Raw genomic sequence first — 18,256 nt, forward strand, 5'->3', positions numbered from 1 at the left:
ACGGGAAGGCACTGCCGCTCCATGGCCTGAAGATTTCTTCGCGCCGTGCGCAGACTTTCGGCGATAGTAGTTCAGGGGCGTATCGAGGGGCGAACGGAAAGCGCCGTATGGAATCCGTTGCCGTAATTGTGCCCATCACTTGGCGGCGGGGGGGACATATCTGCGTGGCCTCGCGTCGCGCCGGGTCAGGGAAGTCGGCGTGCCCCGGTGCCGCGAGGGCGTGAATGCGTCCCGCTGCCGGGCGAGTGGGACGCCGGAATCCTCCACTGTGACGGCCGCGATCGGGTCTGCTATCCATCGCGCATGCAGGAGACGACTCCCGCCGGACATCGTTCCGGGTTTGTGGCCATAATCGGCCGGCCTAACGTCGGTAAATCGACGCTGCTCAACCGTATTCTCGGGCAGAAGGTGGCGATCGTCACGCCCAAGCCGCAGACGACGCGCTCGCGCATCCTGGGCATCAAGACGCTGCCCGACGCCCAACTCGCCTTCATAGATACTCCCGGCCTGCACCACGCCCGCAATCTAATCAACCGCCGCATGGTCGAAACCGCGGAGCGCGCCGTCGCCGAAGCCGACGTCGTGCTCTGGGTGGTCGATGCGACCGAGGGTGTTGCCGGCGCCGACCGCGACATCGGCGAACGGCTGGTGGTCGAACGGCGCCAGGTCTGCGTTGCCCTCAACAAAATCGACCGCGTAGCGCGCGTCGCCCTGCTGCCGATCCTGACCCAACTGGCCGCGTTGCTCCCCGAGCGCGACCTCGTGCCGGTCAGCGCCCAGACCGGCGAAAACCTCGACACTCTGCTGGGCCAACTCGTGGCCTCCGTGCCCGAAGGGCCGCGCTACTACGATCCGGAGACGTTTACCGATCAGACCGAGCGTGCCCTGGTGCAAGAAACGGTGCGCGAGCAGGTGCTGCTCCAGACCCGGCAGGAAGTTCCCTACGCCGTCGCCGTGACGATCGACAAGTTCGAAGAAAAGGGTCGCCTCGCGGTCATTGCCGCGACGATCCACGTCGAACGCGACTCGCAAAAAGGGATTGTCATCGGTGCGCGTGCCGGGCGCATCAAGGCTATTGGCACGGCGGCCCGCCAGGAACTCGAACGCCTGCTCGACCGCAAGATTCACCTGGAACTGTTCGTACGGGTGCAGGCGGATTGGACCACTCGCGAAGCCATGCTGCGAGAGTTCGGGATCTGAAGTGAGGAAGTCGAAACCCCGGAGTTCGAGGTCCGGCGCGGGCGGACCGCCGCGGGCGGGCCGGCGCGGCGCCGGGCTGCCGCGGGACCGTGACGGCGCGGTGGACAGTCTCGCGCGGGATGGAATCGACGAGGTGGCGGCGCCCGTCCCACCGCTGCGCGTGCCGATCGTGGCCATCGTGGGGCGGCCGAACGTCGGCAAGTCGACGCTGTACAATCGGCTGGCGCGGACGCAGGCGGCGATCGTCGATGCGCAGCCAGGCGTGACGCGCGACCGCAACATCGCTCCGGCGCAATGGGGCGACCGCAGGATTCTGTTGGTCGACACCGGCGGGTACGAAGACGTCGACCGCTCGGCGGTTGCCGCGGCGGTCCGCGAACAGAGTGCCCTGGCCTCGGAAGAAGCCGATGCCGTGATCGCGTTGTTCGACGGGCGCGCCGGACTCAATCCGGTCGACCGCGAGTTCGTGCAACGCCTGCGCGGCCTCGGCAAGCCGGTGTTCTTCGCCGCCAACAAGCTCGATACCGGGCGCCTCGAGGACGAGGCGGCGGAATTCTACGCCCTCGGGGTCGGCGAGGTGTTCCCGATTTCGGCGGCGCATGGGGTCGGGGTTGGCGAGTTGATGGACCGTGTGCTGGCGGCGCTGCCCGAGGACGGCGGCGGCGCCGTCGCGGCGGCTCCCGGTGCCGTGCGTCTGGCCATTGTGGGGCGGCCGAATGTCGGCAAGTCGTCGTTGCTGAACCGGCTCGTGGGCTTCGAGCGTTCGATCGTCGATGCGACCCCGGGGACCACCCGCGACGCGATCGACACGCCGTTTCGGTGCGGAGAGCGGGACTACGTGCTGGTCGACACGGCAGGGATCCGCCGGCGCCCGCGGGTCCACGAAGTGGTCGAGCGCGCCAGTGCGGTACGGGCGTTGCGCGCGCTCGAACGGGCCGAGGCGGCACTGGTGGTGTTGGACGCGGCGGCGGGAATCACCGAGCAGGATGCGCGCATCGCCGGGTACGCCTGGGAGCGGGGCCGGGCGGCGTTGCTGGTGATCAACAAGTGGGACGCCGTGCCGCGGGCGCAGCGCGACCGAGGCACCTTCGCGCGCGGGATTCGGGAGCGCTACCCGACGCTGGCCGCGTTGCCGACGGTGTTCGTGTCGGCCCGGACCGGCGTTTATCTCGACGAGCTGTTCCCGGCCCTGGAGCGGTTGGTGGTGGCGCACCGCCAGCGTCTGCGCACCGTGGAGCTGAATCGGGTGCTGGAGAGCGCCGCCGCCCAGGCGGCGCCGCCCAGCGTCCGCGGCCGGCGGCCGCGCTTTTACTACGCGACGCAGACGCGCACCGCCCCACCGACCATCACCGTATTCACGAGCAATCCGGCCCTCGTGCAACCCGTCTACGAGCGGTACTTGCTGAACACGTTCCGCGCCGCCTTCGCTCTCGACGGCGTGCCGTTGCGACTGCGGTTCGTCAAGTCGCGCGGCAACCGGGAAGCGAGCGGCGACGTCTGAGCGGAGGCGCCAGCGCCTCCTTCCAGGCTACGCGATTCCCTGGTCGCGATAGCGCTGGGCGTGCGCGACGTAGTGCTGCGCGGCGTCGCGGAGGTGCGCCAGTTCTTCCGGCGTGAGGAGGCGGCTCGCCCTGGCTGGCCGGCCGAGGACGAGATGCCCCGGGGGAATGCCGGTCCCGGGCGTCACCAGCGAGCCGGCGGCGATCAGGCAGCGGTCGCCGATTTCGGCGCCGTCGAGGACGATGGCGCCGATGCCGACCAGGCAGCCGTCGCCGACGCGGCAGCCGTGCAGAACGACCCCGTGGCCGACGGTGACGTCGTCGCCGACCACGGTCGCCCAGCGGCCGGTGGTGACATGAATGGTGCTGTTGTCCTGAATGTTCGTGCGGGCGCCGATGCGGACGTAGTGAACGTCGCCGCGGACGACGGTGTTGAACCAGAGGCTGGACTGCGGGCCGATCTGAACGTCGCCGATGACGTGGGCGCTGGCCTGCACGTAAGCCGTCGGGTCGACCTGCGGCACGGTGCCGCCGTACGGGATCACCATGGCGGGCACCCTACGCGATGGTCGGCGCGGGCTCAACGGCGCGGCGCGCGGGTTCGAGCGGGATCGAACGCGCGCCGCAGGCGGCGCCGACCACAACATGTAGTGTGGCGGGACTGCTGCTTGCCAAAGCCGTAGGGGTTTGTTAGGTGAGCGCATGGAAAACGTTGCAGGCGAAATCGACGCGATGCACAGGCCCATCTGCCCGCCGGCAGGTGGGCCTGTGTGCATCTGGAAACCGCCGGCAGGCAGCGCCGCATGGTCGGGCGGAGGAGAGGCCGATGTTCACCTATGACATGCCCGAAGGGCTGACGTTCGACGACGTTCTGCTCTTGCCGGCGGAGTCGGACTTCCTGCCTCGCGAGGCCGACACATCCACTCAGCTCACTCCGCAGATCCGTCTCAACATCCCCTTCATAAGCGCCGCGATGGACACGGTGACCGAGTCGCGCACGGCTATCGCCATGGCGCAGGAAGGCGGCATCGGCGCCATTCACCGTAACCTCAGCATTCCGCAGCAGGCCCTCGAGGTCGAGAAGGTCAAGAAGTACGAGAGCGGGATGATTCTCGACCCGGTCACGGTGGAGCCCGAACAGCGCATCGCCGATGCCATCGAGGTCATGGCCCGCTACAAGATCTCCGGTCTGCCCGTCACGCGCGACGGTAAGCTCGTGGGGATTCTGACCAACCGCGACCTGCGTTTCGAGAAGCGGCTCGACCGCCGGGTGGCCGAGGTGATGACCCGCGACAACCTGATTACGGGTCATCCCGGCATTCCCATGGAGGAGGCCAAGGAGATCCTGCACGCCAATCGGATCGAGAAGCTCCTCATCGTCGACAATCAGAATCGGCTGAAGGGCCTGATTACGGTCAAGGACATCCAGAAAGCGGCGCAGTTCCCTAACGCCTGCAAGGACGGCTTCGGCCGCCTGCGCGTCGCCGCCGCGATCGGCACCGGCGAGGATCGCGAACCGCGCGTCGAAGCGCTGGTGCGCGCCGGCGCCGACGTGCTGGTCATCGACACCGCGCACGGGCATTCCAGCAACGTCGTGGACACGCTGCAGTGGGCGAAGCGCTCGTACCCGACGGTGGAAGTGGTTGCCGGCAACGTCGCCACCGCCGAGGGCGCCCGGGCGCTCGCGCGCGCCGGCGCCGACGCGCTCAAGGTCGGCATGGGGCCGGCGTCGATCTGCACGACGCGGGTCGTGTCCGGCGTCGGCGTGCCGCAGCTCACCGCGGTCGCCGACTGTGCCAGGGTGGCGCGCGACTTCGGTATTCCGATCGTCGCCGACGGCGGCATCAAGTTCTCCGGCGACGTCACCAAGGGCCTGGCCGCGGGGGCGCACGTGGTCATGATCGGCGGCCTGTTCGCCGGCACCGAGGAAAGCCCCGGCGAGACGGTCCTTTACCAGGGGCGCACGTACAAGCTGTACCGGGGCATGGGTTCGCTCGAAGCGATGCGGGAGCGCGAGGGCAGCCGCAATCGCTACATGCAGGACGACGAGGTCGAGACGATGAAGCTCGTGCCGGAAGGCATCGAAGGGCGGGTTCCCTACAAGGGCTCGCTGTCGTTCATTGTCGCCCAGCTCGTCGGCGGCCTCAGGGCCGGCATGGGCTACTGCGGATGCCGCACCGTCGCGGCCCTGCACGAGGACGCTCGTTTCGTCAAGGTCTCGCAGGCGGCGCTGGCCGAGAGCCATGTGCACGACGTGTTCATGACGAAAGAGCCGCCGAATTACAGGAGAGATTGAAGGCGGCGGTGGTCGAGCTTCGGGTGGCCGGTCGTCGGCCGGAGGAGGAGGAGTTGCGTTGGACGGGAGGAGTGGTTGCGGTGCGGGGGTGGCGCGCGGCGGTGGGGTTTGGGCGGGCGGCGAACGACCGATGACCGGCGGCGATTGGTGCGATGATTCTCATCCTCGACTTCGGTAGTCAGTACACGCAGCTCATCGCCCGCCGGGTGCGCGAGCTGCGCGTCTATTGCGAAATCCATCCCTACTCGATCGGCGTGGAACGCATCCGCGCTATGGCGCCGGAGGGGATCATCCTTTCGGGTGGGCCGGCAAGCGTCTACGACCTCGATGCGCCGCTGCCGGACCCGGCCGTGCTCGATCTGGGCGTGCCGGTGCTCGGGATCTGTTACGGCATGGGGGTGATGACGCGTTTCGGGGGCGGGCGCGTCGCCGCTTCGGCCGAGCGCGAGTACGGGCCTGCCGATCTTGTGGTCGACGACGACGGCGACCTTTTCGCCGGCCTCGGCCGCTCCGCCCTTCCGGTATGGATGAGTCACGGCGACAGGATGGAGGCTTTGCCCGCTGGCTGGGAGATCCTGGCGCACAGCGCCAACGCGCCGATCGCCGCCTGCGTCGATCCGGGCCGCCGCCGCTTCGGCGTACAGTTCCACCCGGAGGTGGCGCACACGCCGGACGGACGCGTGATTCTGGCCAACTTCGTGCTCAAGGTCTGCCGCGCCCGGGCCGACTGGACGATGGAGAATTTCGTCGAGCGGGAGTGCGCGCGAATCCGCGAACAAGTCGGCGACGCCGGTGTGGTCTGCGGTCTGAGCGGCGGGGTGGATTCCACGGTCACCGCGGCGCTCGTGCACCGGGCGGTCGGCGACCAGCTCGTTTGCGTCTTCGTCGATAACGGCGTCCTGCGCCGGGACGAGGCGCAGCGGGTGATGAAGTTCCTGCGCGACGCCTTCCATTTCCGTATCAAGATGGTCGATGCCGGCGCTCGCTTCCTGGAGCAACTGGCCGGGGTCGAAGACCCGGAGCGAAAACGCCGCATCATCGGCGCGACCTTCATCGAGGTGTTCGAAGCGGAGGCGCGGCGGCTCGAGGCGGTCGGTTTCCTGGCGCAAGGAACCCTGTACCCCGACGTCATCGAGTCGGTGTCGTTCAAGGGACCGTCGGCGACCATCAAGAGCCATCACAACGTCGGTGGACTGCCGGAGCGCATGCACCTGAAGCTCGTCGAGCCGCTGCGAGAGCTGTTCAAGGACGAGGTGCGCGAGCTGGGGGCCGTGCTCGGCATCCCGCCGGCGATCGTCGGCCGGCATCCGTTCCCGGGCCCGGGGTTGGCGATCCGCATTCTCGGCGAGGTGACGGCCGAGCGGGTGAAGATCCTGCAGGCGGCCGAAGCGATTGTCGACGAGGAGATCCGGGCGGCCGGTCTGTACGACCGGCTCTGGCAGGCCTTCGCCGTCTTGCTGCCAGTGCGTACGGTTGGGGTCATGGGCGATGCGCGCACGTACGAGAACGTTCTGGCCTTGCGCGCCGTCGAGAGTGTGGACGGTATGACCGCGGACTGGGCGCGCCTGCCGGCAGATCTGCTTGCCCGTCTGTCGAGTCGACTGATCAACGAAGTGCGCGGTGTGAATCGGGTGGTCTACGACATCTCGTCGAAACCCCCGGCGACCATCGAGTGGGAATGAAGTCGGACGAGCGGTGGGAAGATGACGTTGTGCGATCCGGACGGTCGTTGGTCACCGTGGGCTCGGCGTCGTTCGTTGCCGGCCGTCGTGCGCGCCGGTGAGTCGGGACGGTAGACGAACGGCGACGTTGGGAGGTGGTGATGAGTTTCGTTCACCTGCACGTGCACACGCAGTACTCGTTGCTCGACGGGGCGAACAAGATCGATGCGCTGATCGGTAAGGTGAAGGCGGCGGGCATGCCCGCGGTGGCGATGACCGACCACGGCAACATGTTCGGAGCGGTCGAGTTCTATCGCAAGGCGAGCGCCGCGGGCATCAAACCCATTCTCGGGTGCGAGGTTTACGTGGCGCCGCGCAGCCGCAGGGACCGCGGGGGCCGCGCCGACGATTTTGAGGCGGGCGGTAACCACCACCTCATTCTGCTGGTCGCCAATGCCGAGGGTTATCGCAACCTCTGCCGCCTGGTGACCCTGGGCTACAAGGAAGGCTTCTACTACAAGCCGCGCGTCGATAAAGAGCTGCTACGGGAGTTGAATGGCGGTCTCATCGCCCTCTCGGGATGTCTCGCGAGCGAGGTCAACCAGGCCATCGCTATGGGAAGTATCGACCGCGCGCGCGAGGTGATGCGCGAGTATCAGGCGATGTTCGACGGCCGCTACTACGTCGAGGTACAGGACAACCACCTGCCGCAGCAGGAGCGTGCCAACGCCGAGCTCGTCCGACTGGCGCGTGAGCTCGGGTTGCCGCTGGTGGCAACCAACGACTGCCACTATCTGGAGCCGGACGATGCGCGGGCCCACGAGGTGCTGCTCTGCATCCAGACCGGCAAGACCTTCAGCGACCCGAAGCGCTGGCGCTTCGAGACCGATCAGCTTTACGTCAAGGATCCGGAGACTATGCGGGCTGCCTTTCCCGACTGTCCGGAGGCGCTCGACAACACGCTCGACGTCGCACGGCGCTGCGACTTCGAGCTTACCTTCGGCAAGTATCAATTCCCGGTGTTTGCCACCCCGGCCGGCGAGACCCTCGAGAGTCATCTGCAACGAACCGCCCGGGAAGGTCTGGAGCGCCGCCTGACGCGGCTGCGCTCGGGGCCGGAGTGGACGGCGGAGCGCGAAGCGGCGTACCGGGAGCGGCTGGAGGCCGAGCTCGAGATTGTCGCGTCGATGGGCTTTGCCGGCTACCTCCTGATCGTTGCCGACTTCACCACCTACGCGAAGGGGCAGGGCATTCCCGTCGGGCCCGGACGCGGCTCGGCCGCCGGCAGCCTGGTGGCGTACGCGCTCGGGATTACGGATCTCGACCCGATCCCGTACAACCTGCTGTTCGAGCGCTTCCTCAACCCGGAGCGCAAGTCGATGCCCGATATCGACATGGACTTCTGCTTCGAGCGCCGCGACGAGGTTATCCGTTACGTGCGCGAGAAGTACGGCGACGACCGGGTGGCGCAGATCATCACCTTCGGGACCCTGAAGGGGAAGCAGGCGATCAAGGATGTCGGGCGGGTACTCGACTTCTCGTTCGGCGACACGGACCGTATCGCCAAGCTGTACCCGGCGGCTAAGCAGGGCAAGGATTTCCCGCTGCAGGAGGCGCTCGAAATGGAGCCGCGGTTGCAGGAAGTGCGCCGCCGCGGCGAGCGCGAGCAGCAACTGTTCGATCACGCGCTGCGGCTCGAGGGTCTGTTGCGGCACGCGTCCAAGCACGCTGCCGGCATCGTGATCGGCGAGCGGCCCCTGGTCGAATGCCTGCCGCTCTTCGTCGACAAGGACAACAGCGTGATGACCCAGTTCCCGTATGGCGACGTCGACGCCATCGGGTTGATCAAGTTCGACTTTCTCGGCCTCAAGACACTGACGATGATTCACAACGTCGTGCGGCGGATCGATGGCGGGCGCGGGGTCAAACTCGACGTGACAACGCTGCCGCTCGACGATCGCGAGACGTACAGGCTCGTCGCCAAAGGCGACACGGTGGGTGTGTTCCAACTCGAAAGCGGCGGTATGCGCAAGCTGCTCACGCAACTGCGGCCGTCGACCTTCGAGGACATCATCGCCGTCCTCGCCCTCTTCCGGCCCGGGCCGCTCGACAGCGGCATGGTTGAGGAGTTCATCAAGCGCAAGCACGGCAAGGAGCCGATCGCTTACCTGCACCCGGCGCTGGAGCCGATCCTGCGCGATACCTACGGCGTGATCGTGTACCAGGAGCAAGTCATGCAAATCGCGCAGGCGCTGGGCGGCTACTCGCTGGGCGACGCCGACAACCTGCGGCGCGCGATGGGCAAGAAGAAGAAGGACGAGATGGAGCGCGAGAAAGTGCGCTTCCTGGAGGGCGCCAGGGGGCGAGTGCCCGAGAAGCTCGCCGCCGAGATCTTCAATCAGATGGAGACCTTCGCGGCCTACGGCTTCAACAAGTCGCACTCCGCGGCTTACGCCCTGGTGTCGTACCAGACCGCTTATCTCAAGGCGCACTTCCCCGAGGAGTTCATGGCCGGGCTGCTGACCCTGGAGATGAACGACACCGACAAGATCTACAAGAACATCGCGGAGTGCCGCGAACGCGCGATCCCCATCCTGCCGCCGGACGTCAACGAGAGCTATCAGGATTTTACCGTGGTCGCCGCCGACGACGGTAAACGCCGGCCGATCCGCTTCGGCCTCGGCGCCGTGCGCGGCGTGGGCGCCAAAGCCATCGAGGCCATTGTCGCGGCGCGGGCGGAAGGGCGGTTCGCATCGCTGCCAGATTTCTGCAAGCGCGTCATCGGCGCCCAGGTGAACAAGCGGGTCATCGAGAGCCTGATCAAGTCGGGCGCCTTCGACTTCACCGGCGAGCCGCGCCGCCGGCTCCTCGAGGGTCTGGAGCGCATCTGCCAGTGGGCCGGGCCGTCGAGCCGCCCGGTGTGCGAGAACCAGATAAGCCTGTTTGTGGCGGCCGGTCTCAAGGAAGTGGCAGCCCCGCCGCCGGCGCTGCCGGAGGTGGAGGAATGGGACGCGCGGGAGCGCTTGCGCGCGGAGCGTGAGGCCATCGGCTTCTTCATCACGGGCCATCCGCTGGACAAGTACGAACGCGACCTGAAACGCATCGCCGACGCGACGACGGACAGCTTGCGGACGCGAACGAATCAGAGCGCCGTGAAGCTCGGCGGGGTTGTCCACACCCTCAAGCTGAAGAACAGCCGCAAGGGCGACCGCTATGCGACCTTCAACCTCGAGGATCGGCTCGGCGTCGTCGAAGTCATTGCCTGGCCAGAGGTCTACCGGCGCTGCGAGGCGGTGATTCACGCCGACGAGCCGGTGCTCGTGACCGGGACGCTGGAGGCGAGCGAGGACCGCTGTCAGCTCATCGCCGACGAGGTCGAGGGGCTGACGGCGGCGCGCGAAAAATCGGTGCGGCAAGTTCACATTGCCCTGCGCTGCGAGCGGGTCGACGACAGCGCGTTGCGGACGCTGCGGCGGACGTTGAGCGAGCACCGCGGCTCGTGCAATGCCTTCCTGCATCTGCTGTTGCCGAACCGCACCGAGACGGTCATCGCTCTGCCGGCAGACTTGAAAGTCGCGCCGACGGAGCGCATGGTCGAAGCCGTGGAGCAACTCTTCGGCAGCGGGGTCACGTCGTTTCAGTGAGCGCCGACGTCCTCGATCCGCGCCCCGCCCGCCGCCAGGGCCGTCGCGCGCCGGTGCCGGTGCCGCCAGAACACGGGTGGCAGGAGCGGGCGATTCTCGTCGGCACCGAGCACGGGCCGCACCAGGGCTTGAGCGGCGAGGAATCGCTGGGCGAATTGGAACGGCTGGTGGATACCGCCGGCGTACTCGTCGCCGGCAAGGCGCTGCAGACCGTGCGGCGCATCAACCCCGCAACGTACATCGGGGCGGGAAAGGTCGAGCAGGTCGAGGCGATGATCCGGGAGCGCGCCGCCAACGTCGCGATCTTCGACGATAGCCTGTCGCCCGCGCAGCAGCGCAACCTCGAACGCGCGTTGAAGGTGAAGGTCGTCGATCGCAGCCAGCTCATTCTGGACATCTTCGCGCGGCGGGCGCAGAGCCTGGCGGGCAAGCTGCAAGTCGAGCTGGCCCAGCTCGAATATCTGCTGCCGCGCCTGACGCGCCAATGGCAACACCTGTCGCGCCTCGGCGGCGGCGTCGGCACCCGCGGCCCCGGCGAGACGCAGCTCGAAGTCGACCGACGCCGCGTCCGGGAGAAGATCGCTCGGCTGCGCCGGCGGCTGCTCGATGTCGAGCGCACCCGCGGGCTGCATCGCCGGAGCCGCGCCAGTGTGCCGTATCCGTGCATCGCCCTGGTCGGGTACACTAACTCCGGCAAGTCCACCCTGATGAACCGGCTGACCGAGGCCGAGGTGTTCGTCGAGGACAAGCTCTTTGCGACTCTCGATCCCACCGTCCGGCGCCTCGCTCTGCCGAGCGGCGGTGCGGCTCTGCTGATCGACACCGTCGGCTTCATCAACAAGCTGCCGCACGGGTTCGTCGATGCCTTCAAGAGCACGCTGGAGGAAGTGCGCGAGGCCGACCTGTTGCTGCATGTCCTCGACGCCAGTAACCCCCAGGCTGCCGACCAGGCCGTCGTGGTCGAACGCGTCCTCGGGGAGCTGTCGGCGGCCGATACACCGCGCATCACGGTGCTGAACAAGGCCGACCTGTTGCCGCCGGGGCATCGCGCGGCGATCGGCGCCGGCGGGCCGAGTTGCACGATTTCTGCCCGGACCGGCGATGGGATCGACACGCTGCTGGAGGCAGTGGATCGGGCGCTGCAATCGCGGCTCACGCGCCTCCACGTGACGCTGCCGGTGAGCCGCGGCGACCTGCTTGCCCGCTTGCGGCAGGCCGGAACCATCGTGCGGGAAGACTACGACGGCGACCGCGTCGAAATCGTCGCCATGGTCCCGGAGAAACTCGCGGGGCAAGTACGCAAAGCGGTGGGACCGCGGGCGTCATGCTGACGATTCCTAACTTCCTGACGCTGCTGCGCATCGTGGCCGTGCCGGTTTTCCTGATCCTCGTCAACGATGGCCGCTACGGCGCCGCGTTCGGCCTGTTCCTCGCCGCCGGCGTGACCGATGCCGCCGACGGAGTGATCGCGCGGCTCACCGGTCAGCATAGCGAGCTCGGCGCGAGTCTGGACCCGTTGGCCGACAAACTGCTGCTGGTCAGCTCGTTCGTGATGCTGACCTTCATCGGCGTCTTTCCCGCCTGGCTGATGATCCTTGTGTTGACGCGGGACGTCGTCATCCTCGCCGGCTATCTGGCCATCTACTTCCTCACCACGCCGATCGAGGTGCGGCCGAGTCCGGTGGGGAAATTCAACACTTTTCTCGAAATGCTCGCGGTCGGCTTCGCGCTGGTGACGGTGGCTCGGCCGGACCTTCCCATGGCACTCGTGAATCAAGCGACCTGGTACGCAACGGCGTGCACGATTGCGGTGTCGGGCATCCACTACGTCTACACCGGGCTGCTCTGGTACCAGCGCCAGGGCACGCCCAACAGCCCCCCTGGACCCGGTGGATCGGAGCCCTGAGAGGAGATCCGGAATGCTTTCAGGCCGCCGACTTGCTGCCCTAGTGACCGTCCTGGCGGTGTGGTTGCCGCAAGGAGATCCAGCCGTAGCCGAGCCCACCGCGCGAGAGTTGCTAGACAAGGTGCGCGAGGTCAACGAGACGACCCGCAAATGGACGGATCGCACCCAGCAAATGGCGGTGACGATCGTCGATCGCCGCGGCACGGAGCGCCGGCGGCAGATGCGCATCTATTACAAGAAGTATCCCGAGGACCGGAACAAGACGCTGCTGTTCTTCGAGGAGCCTGCGGACGTGAAAGGCGTCGGCTTTCTTCAGTGGGCGGATCCGCATGGCAAGGATACGCAGTGGCTGTACTTGCCCGAACTCAAGCGTCCGCCGCGGCAGATCAGCGGCGGCGCCAAACGCGAGAGCTTTGCCGGCACGGACTTCAGCTACGACGATCTGTCGATCCTGGGGCAGCTTGTCGACTGGAGCGAGGCGGACGCGCGCACGCGGCTACTGCGCACCGAGACGGCCGATGGATCGGCGGCCCACGTCATCGAGTTTACCCCCACCGGTAAGGATGTCGGCTACAGCCGGATCGTCGCCTGGTTGCGGGCCGGCGATCTCCTCATGACCCGCTACGATTTGTACACGGACGGAAGCGAGCCCGACAAGGTGCTGGTGCTCGATGACATCCGCAACGTCGGACCGGTGCCCACCGCGTTCCGCATGGAGATGAGGAACGCGCGCTCCGGCAGCCGCACGGAAGTGCGCATGACCGAAACCAGGTACGACACCGGCCTGGGCGACGATCAGTTCACGCAGAGAACATTGGAAAGGGGCCCTTGAGGCGAGGTGCGGCGTCCCGGCCGCCGGCCGTTACCTGAGGCCGCGGATGCCGTCGAGGACTACCCGGTCGGTCGGGAACGCCAGATCGGGAAGGGCGTCGAGACGGAAGTAGCGGATCGCGTCGAGGTCGTCGCCGGGCCGCAGGGTGCCCCCGGACACCGTGCCGTGGAACCACACGCCCACGGTCTGGCGGGCACGGTCGTGGAAGTTGGAGTGGACCGCGCACACGGTGCCGATGTTTACGGCGAGGCCGGTCTCCTCGGCCATCTCGCGGCGCGCGGCGTCGCGGATGTCCTCGTCCCACTCGACATAGCCGCAGGGGACGCACCAGCGGCCGGCGTAAGCTCCGCGCGCACGACGACCGAGCAGAATTCGGCCGTCGTGCTCGACGACCACGGCGACCCCGACGGCCGGGTTGCGGTAGTATACGCGGGCACAGAGACGGCAGATGCCGTGCGGGCCCGACCCGTGCCGAAGCAGCGGGCCGCCGCACCAGGGGCAGAATCGGGGAGCGTCGATCGCGGCGGTGGTCGGCGGTGGGTGCACGAGCTTCACCTACACCGGCAGCCCCGGCAGGCCAACCGCAGGTTGGCGCTTGGCGCTGCGACCGTGACGGACTACAAGACGGGGCAGAGAGGGCCATGCAACCCGTTCGCGCGCCGGACCTGACCCGTACGACGTTTCAATTGCTTGCGCTTGGCGGACTCATCGCGGCGAGCGTCTGGATTCTGCGTCCGTTCCTGATGTCGATCGCGTGGGCCATCATGATCGTTGTCGCCACGTGGCCCTTGATGGTGCGGGTTCAAGCCTGGCTCGGGGGCGGGCGTGCGGTGGCCGTCGGCGTGCTCACGCTTGCCCTGGTCTTCGTGCTGGTGGTGCCCTTCTACCTGGGCGTGACGGCGGTTGCGACCAATGCGCACGAGATCGTGGAGTGGTCGAAGTCGCTGGCCACTCTAACCGTGCCCGAGCCGCCGTCCTGGGTGGCGACGCTGCCCGTGGTGGGCCCGAAACTCGTGGTGCGCTGGCAGCAACTGGCCGCCGTCGAGTCGGACGAGTTGGCAATGCGGCTGGCGCCGTATGCGCAGACGCTGGTGCGGTGGCTGCTGGGGTTGGTCGGAGGCGCCGGCCTGTTGCTCGTCGAGTTGCTGCTGACGGTGATCGTCACGGCGATCCTGTGGGCAAATGGCGAGACCGCGGCGGACTGGGCGCGGCGTTTCGCGCAGCGTCTGGCCGGGCCACAGGGCGCGCGCGCGGTGATTCTTGCGGCGCTGGCCATCCGCGGCGTGGCGCTCGGCGTGGTGGTGACGGCGATTGCGCAGTCCGGCCTGGCGGGTCTGGGGATCGCGGTTGCAGGGGTGCCATTCGCGGCAGTGCTAACGGCGGTGATGTTCCTGCTTTCCATTGCCCAGGTGGGGCCGGCGTTGGTGTTGATTCCGGCCGTGATCTGGGTGTTCTGGACCCACGGTGCCGTGTGGGGCACGGCGATTCTGATCTGGTCCGTGGCCTGCAGCGCGTTCGATAACTTCTTGCGGCCGGTGCTGATCAGGCGCGGTGCCGATCTGCCGCTGCTGCTCGTTTTTGCCGGCGTGATTGGCGGCCTCTTCGGTTTTGGGGTAATCGGCCTTTTCATCGGGCCGGTCGTGCTGGCCGTGGCGTACACGCTCCTCGTTCACTGGGTGGACGAAGACGCGGGCGCGAACGAGGCCGGGTCACCGGCGGGCCGGTAGGAGGCGGGTTTACGCGCGCGCCGCCGTGGTGGCGGACGAGAAACGCGGGCGCGGGCACCACGGCGGCCACCGGCGCCGCTTGTGGGATTATCCGTTAACGTGCGGAAAGGCGGCGTTGAACCGCGCGCTGGCGTGTGGCGGCGCGCGGGTTAGACACCGGGCGGCGGGGCTGGCGAGCCGCCGGGCGGCCGATCTGGATCTTCCTTCCCTCCGTGCCCGGGATGACGGTAAACGCCGGGCGCAGTTGCGCTATCGCCGCCGCGATGAGGCGGTCCACATCCGCGTCGGTGTGTGACGGGTCGTGATGGAAGGGTACGAACTGCTTGACGTTCGCAAGGGCGGCAAACTGCATGGCTTGTTCGAGGCTGCTGTGGCCCCAGCCGACGTGCTCTGGATACTCGGACTGCGCGAACTGGGAGTCGTGGATCAGGAGATCGACGTTCGCGGCGAGCTGGTAACCGGAGGTCCACTCCGGCGCCCGCGGGAAAGGTTCGACGCCCAGCGCCGGTTCGTGGTCCGGAAGGTAGGTGACGGTTCCGGTGCTGGCGGCAATGCGATATCCGAGGGTCGGTCCGGGGTGGCAGACGAGGGCGGCGGTCACTTCGAGTTCGCCGATTTCGAAACGGTCGGTGGTGACTTCGTGCAGATGGAGGCAGCACGCCAGGTCCCGCAGGTGTACCGGGAACAGCGGCGGGGAAAGGTAGCGCATCAGGCGCTGGCGCAGCGTCAGGGTCGTGCTCGGCGGGCCCCAGATGTGGACGTCGACGCCGGCCTGGTGAATGGGCCAGAAGAAACCGAGTCCCTGGATGTGGTCAAGGTGGAGGTGGGTGAGCAGCAAGTCGACCCGGCGCGTGGTCCGGTCGAGACTCGCGGCCAGACGGCGCACGCCGGTTCCCGCGTCGAGGATGAGACGGGTGCCGGCGGGTCCCACGACCTCGACGCAGGACGTGTTGCCGCCATAGTGGGTGGTGTCCACTCCGGGCGCGGCCAGCGAGCCGCGCGTGCCCCAGAGAGTGACGCGCATCAGTGTCCCACCTCGTGAAAGACCAGCATCGCCCCGAGATTGCGCTCGCCCTGACAAGACAGCGGGAACGCAATCGCCTCCAATTTCCGCCGCGTACGATCGAGGCCCTGCACCCACAGGAACGCGTGGGCGACGCGGCGTTCGCTGAGGGCAACCATCAGCGGCAGTCGGGCGGCGGGGATCGGTCGGCCGGCGTCGTCGGTCGGCATCCAGGATGTGGCCCACTCGTCCGCCGGCATCTCGCCGGTCTCCTCGAAGCGGACGCCGAGGACACGTTCCGCCGCTTCGTTGTAAAACACGAGCGTGCCGCCGGCGTCGACGATGAACGCCGGCAGCGTGAGGGAGCTGGCCAACTGACGGGTCAGGATGACCTCGACCTCTTTATGTTCCATGCGGCGCGTCGCCTCTCCGGCCAAAGGCTCTTCCCCGCCCGTGCGGTGCCCCGGTGCCCGAAAGGTATCCCAACTAATTCTAGTTACCACAGGTTTTTGCGGGCATGGCAACCCCCTTCTGAGGGCCGGTGCGCCCGCCGGGCGTGGTGGACTCGGAACCCGCGCGTGGTGTAGGGGAGGCGGCGGGAGGATCGTCTGTATGCGACTGCAAGGACAGGTGGCCGTGGTTACCGGCGCGGCTCGCGGTATCGGCCTGGGAATCGCTCGCTGTCTGGCCGCCGAGGGGGCATCGATCGGCATCGTCGACATCGACGGAACCGAGGCCCAAACGGCCGCCGCCAACCTCGGCGTGCCGGCCATCGGTATTGCCGCCGACATCTCCCAGGAGCGGGAGGCCATCGCCGCCGTCGATGCCGTTGCCGAGCGCTTTGGCGGGCTCGACATTATGGTCAACAATGCCGGGGGCGGTGGGCCGAACAGCGTGCTCTCGGTCGGCAACCCCTTCACCCGCGTCGAACAGGCCGGATGGGACGACCAACTGACAACCAACCTGCGAACCACCTTCGCCGGCTGCAAGGCGGCCATTCCCCACCTCGAACGGCGCGGTGGCGGATCGATCGTCAATATCGCCTCGATCGCCGGACTGGTGCCGAACCCCGCCATTCCCGCCTACGGGGCGGCGAAGGCCGGGGTGATTCACGTGACTCGTAGTCTGGGGCTCGAACTCGGACCGAAGAACATCCGGGTCAACGCCATCTGCCCAGGCTTCTTGTGGACGAGGGCGTGGGAAATGCTCGCCATGCTGCTCAAGATGACGGTCCCTCGCTACGCCGACATGGAGCCGCGCGACATCTTCATGGATCAGGTGCGCAGCGCGACGCCACTGGGACGCGAGCAGACTCCCGAGGACATCGGCAAGCTCGTCGTGTTCCTCGCCAGCGCCGACGCGCAGAACATCACAGGTCAGGCGATCTCGGTGGACGGTGGCATCACGCTGCGCGTCGGGCCCAGCCGCGACGTCGGCTGAGAGTCCGATGGCGGGACCGTTCCGCCTGGTCGACCGTGTGATCGAGGTAATCCCGGGCGAGCGGATCGTGGCGCTGAAGAACGTGAGTCTCAACGAACCGTACCTCGCCGGACACTTTCCCGGCATGCCGATCGTGCCGGGTGTGCTGATTTGCGAGAGCCTGGCTCAGGCCGGTGCGATCCTGCTCGAACGTTCCGCTGGTGCATCCGGACCGGTCGAGCTCGCCGGCCTCGACGCTGTGCGCTTCCGGCGGCCGGTGTGGCCCGGGGACCAGATCCGTCTCGAGGTCGAGTTGCAAACGCGGCGCGGGGCGGTGTGGAAGATGCGCGGCCGAGCGCTGGTCGACGGTGAAGTGGTCGCCGACGGGGTGCTGCGGTTACGCGACGCGTGAGCCGTTGCCGGTCTACCACAGGCGAAAGATCAGCCCGAGAACGACCACGATCATGCGCAGCGTGTCGACGACCGGCCGGAAATGGCTGGCGTGCTCCGCCGGCGGCGGGTAGTACACGTCGACCGGAACCGATTCGATCCGGATCCCCGCGCGCACGGCACGGATCAACACCTCCGTTTCGAACGCAAAGTGATGCGCGCGCAGCGGCAGGCGCAGCACCGCGGCGAGCGGGTAGACACGAAATCCCGACTGGGTGTCGGGAATCGCCTGCCCGCAGGCGATCTCTACCCAGCGGTTCGCGAAGCGGTTACCGAACAGCCGTAACGGCGCCGCTTCGACCCTGTCCATTCGCCGCGCCCCGAGGATCAACGCTTCCGGTGAGTCGGCCAGAGCTTGCAGCAGGGCGGGGATCTGCGACGGGAGGTGTTGCCCGTCGCCGTCCATGGTCAGGGCGTGGCTGACGCCCGCGGCGTGCAACGCGCGCATGCCGGTGAGCAGGGCGACACCCTTGCCGCGGCGCTGCGGGTGGGTGACGACGGCGGCGCCGGCGCCGCGCGCTTGCACGGCGGTGTCGTCGCCGGAGCCGTCGTCGACCACCAGCACGTCGGAAACATGCTGCCGGGCGCCGGTCACGACGCCGCCAATCGTGGCACCGCA

At 67.6% G+C, this 18,256-nt stretch carries 16 protein-coding genes; 11 read left to right on the forward strand and 5 right to left on the reverse strand.

The window, feature by feature from the left end; genetic code table 11:
• Positions 1–207: 207 nt before the first annotated feature.
• Positions 208–1,200: a GTPase Era gene (era, locus tag L6Q96_00005; protein MCK6552963.1), complete on the forward strand. Its 993-nt coding sequence runs from the start codon at positions 208–210 to the stop codon at positions 1,198–1,200.
• Between the two features lie 100 nt (positions 1,201–1,300).
• Positions 1,301–2,701, forward strand: coding sequence for a ribosome biogenesis GTPase Der (der, locus tag L6Q96_00010; protein ID MCK6552964.1), 1,401 nt, complete (start codon positions 1,301–1,303; stop codon positions 2,699–2,701).
• Between the two features lie 27 nt (positions 2,702–2,728).
• On the opposite strand, the gene L6Q96_00015 is transcribed toward der, so the two are convergent.
• Complete coding sequence (locus L6Q96_00015) at positions 2,729–3,247, reverse strand: gamma carbonic anhydrase family protein (GenBank protein ID MCK6552965.1); 519 nt, start codon at positions 3,245–3,247, stop codon at positions 2,729–2,731.
• Positions 3,248–3,525: 278 nt separating this feature from the next.
• On the opposite strand from L6Q96_00015, the gene guaB reads away from it, so the two are divergent.
• From guaB to L6Q96_00045, 6 genes are all read left to right on the forward strand, one after another.
• Positions 3,526–4,995: an IMP dehydrogenase gene (gene guaB, locus L6Q96_00020; GenBank protein MCK6552966.1), complete on the forward strand. Its 1,470-nt coding sequence runs from the start codon at positions 3,526–3,528 to the stop codon at positions 4,993–4,995.
• A 152-nt stretch (positions 4,996–5,147) separates the two neighbouring features.
• Positions 5,148–6,677 (forward strand): glutamine-hydrolyzing GMP synthase, encoded by a 1,530-nt coding sequence (gene guaA, locus L6Q96_00025; GenBank protein MCK6552967.1) that lies wholly within the window; start codon positions 5,148–5,150, stop codon positions 6,675–6,677.
• 140 nt (positions 6,678–6,817) lie between these two features.
• Positions 6,818–10,300, forward strand: a complete 3,483-nt coding sequence (gene dnaE, locus L6Q96_00030; GenBank protein ID MCK6552968.1) for a DNA polymerase III subunit alpha — start codon at positions 6,818–6,820, stop codon at positions 10,298–10,300.
• Positions 10,297–11,631 (forward strand): GTPase HflX, encoded by a 1,335-nt coding sequence (hflX, locus tag L6Q96_00035; protein MCK6552969.1) that lies wholly within the window; start codon positions 10,297–10,299, stop codon positions 11,629–11,631. The genes dnaE and hflX overlap by 4 nt, the downstream gene beginning before the upstream one ends.
• Complete coding sequence (locus tag L6Q96_00040) at positions 11,625–12,206, forward strand: CDP-alcohol phosphatidyltransferase family protein (protein ID MCK6552970.1); 582 nt, start codon at positions 11,625–11,627, stop codon at positions 12,204–12,206. Before hflX ends, L6Q96_00040 begins: the two co-directional genes overlap by 7 nt.
• 13 nt (positions 12,207–12,219) lie before the next feature.
• A complete protein-coding gene (locus L6Q96_00045) occupies positions 12,220–13,038 on the forward strand; it encodes an outer membrane lipoprotein-sorting protein (GenBank protein MCK6552971.1) in 819 nt (272 codons plus the stop codon).
• A 30-nt stretch (positions 13,039–13,068) separates the two neighbouring features.
• Here L6Q96_00045 and L6Q96_00050 read toward each other — a convergent pair whose 3' ends face one another.
• The gene (locus L6Q96_00050) at positions 13,069–13,584 is read right to left on the reverse strand and encodes an NUDIX hydrolase (GenBank protein ID MCK6552972.1); all 516 of its coding nucleotides are present in this window, start codon (positions 13,582–13,584) and stop codon (positions 13,069–13,071) included.
• A gap of 95 nt (positions 13,585–13,679) precedes the next feature.
• Between L6Q96_00050 and ydiK the strand changes: the two genes are divergently transcribed.
• Positions 13,680–14,765, forward strand: coding sequence for an AI-2E family transporter YdiK (gene ydiK / locus L6Q96_00055; GenBank protein ID MCK6552973.1), 1,086 nt, complete (start codon positions 13,680–13,682; stop codon positions 14,763–14,765).
• Positions 14,766–14,859: 94 nt separating this feature from the next.
• On the opposite strand, the gene L6Q96_00060 is transcribed toward ydiK, so the two are convergent.
• The gene (locus L6Q96_00060; protein ID MCK6552974.1) at positions 14,860–15,789 is read right to left on the reverse strand and encodes an MBL fold metallo-hydrolase; all 930 of its coding nucleotides are present in this window, start codon (positions 15,787–15,789) and stop codon (positions 14,860–14,862) included.
• Complete coding sequence (locus L6Q96_00065) at positions 15,789–16,181, reverse strand: PAS domain-containing protein (protein ID MCK6552975.1); 393 nt, start codon at positions 16,179–16,181, stop codon at positions 15,789–15,791. The genes L6Q96_00060 and L6Q96_00065 overlap by 1 nt, the downstream gene beginning before the upstream one ends.
• 199 nt (positions 16,182–16,380) lie before the next feature.
• On the opposite strand from L6Q96_00065, the gene L6Q96_00070 reads away from it, so the two are divergent.
• Together L6Q96_00070 and fabZ are read left to right on the forward strand one after the other, a co-directional pair.
• Positions 16,381–17,208 (forward strand): SDR family oxidoreductase, encoded by an 828-nt coding sequence (locus tag L6Q96_00070; protein ID MCK6552976.1) that lies wholly within the window; start codon positions 16,381–16,383, stop codon positions 17,206–17,208.
• A 7-nt stretch (positions 17,209–17,215) separates the two neighbouring features.
• Positions 17,216–17,599, forward strand: a complete 384-nt coding sequence (fabZ, locus tag L6Q96_00075) for a 3-hydroxyacyl-ACP dehydratase FabZ (protein ID MCK6552977.1) — start codon at positions 17,216–17,218, stop codon at positions 17,597–17,599.
• 12 nt (positions 17,600–17,611) lie between these two features.
• Here fabZ and L6Q96_00080 read toward each other — a convergent pair whose 3' ends face one another.
• Positions 17,612–18,244, reverse strand: coding sequence for a glycosyltransferase family 2 protein (locus tag L6Q96_00080; protein MCK6552978.1), 633 nt, complete (start codon positions 18,242–18,244; stop codon positions 17,612–17,614).
• Positions 18,245–18,256 lie beyond the last annotated feature (12 nt).

The organism is Candidatus Binatia bacterium (assembly GCA_023150935.1).
In the GTDB taxonomy this organism is placed as follows: Bacteria; Desulfobacterota; Binatia; order HRBIN30; family HRBIN30; genus JAKLJW01.